The organism is Micromonospora sp. D75, assembly GCF_018070405.1.
GTDB classification, from domain to species: domain Bacteria; phylum Actinomycetota; class Actinomycetes; order Mycobacteriales; family Micromonosporaceae; genus Micromonospora; species Micromonospora chalcea.
This window is the reverse complement of the sequence record NZ_JAGPXV010000721.1, coordinates 1-2,731: the sequence shown is the minus strand read 5'-3', so window position 1 is coordinate 2,731 and position 2,731 is coordinate 1. Positions and strand designations below refer to the sequence as shown.

Sequence of the window (2,731 nt, the reverse complement as noted above, 5' to 3'; positions counted from 1 at the left end):
CCACCACCGGCGGCTCGGTCCAGGTGCTCACCGACCCGGCCGAGGCGGTACGCGGCGCGCACGTCGTCGCCACCGACACCTGGACGTCGATGGGGCAGGAGGCCGACGGGCTGGACCGGATCACGCCGTTCCTGCCGTACCAGGTCAACGCCGCGCTGCTCGGCCACGCCGACGCCGACGTGATCGTGCTGCACTGCCTGCCCGCCCATCGGGGCGAGGAGATCACCGACGAGGCGCTCGACGGCCCGCACAGCGCGGTGTTCGACCAGGCGGAGAATCGTCTGCACGCCCAGAAGGCGCTGCTGACGTTTCTCCTGGAGGAATCCGCATGACCGCTCCGCTGACCCGCGCCGCGCGGCACGCCCGCATCGTCGAGCTGATCCGCGACACCCCGATCCACTCGCAGACCGAGCTGGCCGACCTGCTCGCCGGGGACGGCATCCAGGTCACCCAGGCCACGCTGTCGCGGGACCTGAAGGAACTGGGGGCGGTGACCGCGCGCGGCGGTGACGGGCGGGGCGTCTACCTGATCCCGGAGGACGGGCACCGGCCGCTGCGCGACGCCGAGGGCGCGCCGGCCCGGCTGGTCCGGCTGCTGCGTGAGCTGCTCAACGGCGTCGACTCCAGCGGCAACATCGCGGTGCTGCGCACCCCGCCGGGCGCGGCCCAGTACCTCGCCAGCGCACTGGACCGGGCCGGCCTCACCGAGATCGTCGGCACCATCGCCGGCGACGACACCATCCTCGTCGTGGCCCGGGAGGCCGACGGCGGGGCGGCGCTGGGTGAGCGGCTCGCCGCCTGGGCCCGCCGGGACGACACAGTCGAAGGGAGCACGACGTGACCGAGCGGGTCGTGCTGGCGTACTCCGGGGGCCTGGACACCTCGGTCGCCATTCCGTACCTGGCCGAGCAGACCGGCGCGGAGATCATCGCGGTGGCGGTCGACGTCGGCCAGGGCGGCGAGGACATGGCCGTGATCCGGCAGCGCGCGCTCGACTGTGGCGCGGTCGAGGCCGAGGTGGTGGACGCGCGCGACGAGTTCGCCGCCGACTACTGCCTGCCGGCCATCCGGGCCAACGCCCTCTACATGGACCGGTACCCGCTGGTGTCCGCGCTGTCCCGGCCGCTGATCGTCAAGCACCTGGTCGCCGCGGCGCGCGCCCACGGCGGCACGATCGTGTCGCACGGCTGCACCGGCAAGGGCAACGACCAGGTCCGCTTCGAGGTCGGCCTGGGCGCGCTCGCGCCCGACCTGAAGGTGATCGCCCCGGCCCGGGACTTCGCCTGGACCCGGGACAAGGCGATCGCGTTCGCCGAGGAGAAGGGGCTGCCGATCGACGTGTCGGCGAAGTCGCCGTACTCGATCGACCAGAACCTGTGGGGCCGCGCGGTGGAGACCGGCTTCCTGGAGGACATCTGGAACGCCCCGGTCGAGGACCTCTACGCGTACACCGTCGACCCGGCGTCGGAACGCGACCCGGACGACGTGGTGCTCACGTTCGACGCCGGCATCCCGGTCGCGATCGACGGCGAGACGGTCACCCCGTACGAGGCGATCCGGGAGCTGAACCGGCGCGCCGGGGCGCACGGCGTGGGCCGGCTCGACATGGTCGAGGACCGGCTGGTCGGCATCAAGAGCCGCGAGGTGGCGGCCCGGCTGGTCGAGCTGGCCGAGGCCCTCGTCGAGCAGGCGGAGCGGCACGTGGACACCGCCGCGCCGGGCATGACGCACCTGCAGCACGCCCAGCCGGTGACCTTCGGGCACTGGCTGCTGGCCCACGTGCAGCCGCTGCTGCGCGACCTGGAACGGATGCGGGACTGGGACGAGCGGACCGCGATCAGCCCGCTCGGCGCGGGCGCGCTGGCCGGGTCGGGGCTGCCGCTGGACCCGGTGGCGGTCGCCAAGGAGCTGGGCTTCCGTACCTCGTTCGCCAACTCGATGGACGCGGTCGCGGACCGCGACTTCGTCGCCGAGTTCCTGTTCGTCACCGCGATGATCGGCGTGCACCTGTCCCGCCTCGGCGAGGAGGTGGTGCTCTGGACGTCGCAGGAGTTCGGCTGGGTCGAGCTGGACGACGCGTTCGCCACCGGCTCGTCGATCATGCCGCAGAAGAAGAACGCGGACATCGCCGAGCTGGCCCGGGGCAAGTCCGGCCGCCTGGTCGGCGGCCTGATGAGCGTGCTCACCATGCTCAAGGGCCTGCCCATGACGTACGACCGGGACATGCAGGAGGACAAGGAGCCGGCGTTCGACGCGGTCGACACGCTGGAGCTGCTGCTGCCCGCGCTGGCCGGGATGATCTCCACGATGACGGTCCGGGTGGACCGGCTGGTGGCGAGCGCCCCGTCGGGTTTCTCGCTCGCCACCGAGGTCGCCGACTGGCTGGTCCGGCGCAACGTGCCGTTCCGCGACGCGCACGAGATCACCGGCAAGCTGGTGGCGCTCTGCGCGGCCCGGGACTGCGCGCTGGACGAGGTGTCCGACGCCGACCTGGCCGCCGTCAGCGAGCACCTGGACCCGTCGGTGCGCGACGTGCTGTCGGTGCGCTCGGCGCTGGCCGCCCGCATCACGCCCGGCTCCACCGGGCCCGGCCCGGTCGCCGACCAGCTCGCCGCCGCGGCGGACAAGCTGACCGGCTGGCGGGAGTGGGCCGCCGAGCGGGTCGTCCCCCGCTGACCTGCGGCTGATCCGGGGGCAGGCACCCGCCTGCCCCCGGATCACACCGGTCAAC

2 protein-coding genes and 1 pseudogene are annotated in these 2,731 nt (G+C 73.3%); all 3 read left to right on the top strand.

Translation table 11 applies throughout. From position 1 onward, the window contains the following. Positions 1-332: pseudogene (locus tag KBX39_RS28165) on the top strand (ornithine carbamoyltransferase); the annotation flags it as partial. Continuing rightward, positions 329-841 (top strand): arginine repressor, encoded by a 513-nt coding sequence (locus KBX39_RS28160; RefSeq protein WP_043324920.1) that lies wholly within the window; start codon positions 329-331, stop codon positions 839-841. The pseudogene KBX39_RS28165 and the gene KBX39_RS28160, both read left to right, overlap by 4 nt. Continuing rightward, positions 838-2,676: an argininosuccinate lyase gene (argH, locus tag KBX39_RS33625; RefSeq protein ID WP_312247501.1), complete on the top strand. Its 1,839-nt coding sequence runs from the start codon at positions 838-840 to the stop codon at positions 2,674-2,676. The genes KBX39_RS28160 and argH overlap by 4 nt, the downstream gene beginning before the upstream one ends. The last annotated feature ends 55 nt before the right edge of the window (positions 2,677-2,731 follow it).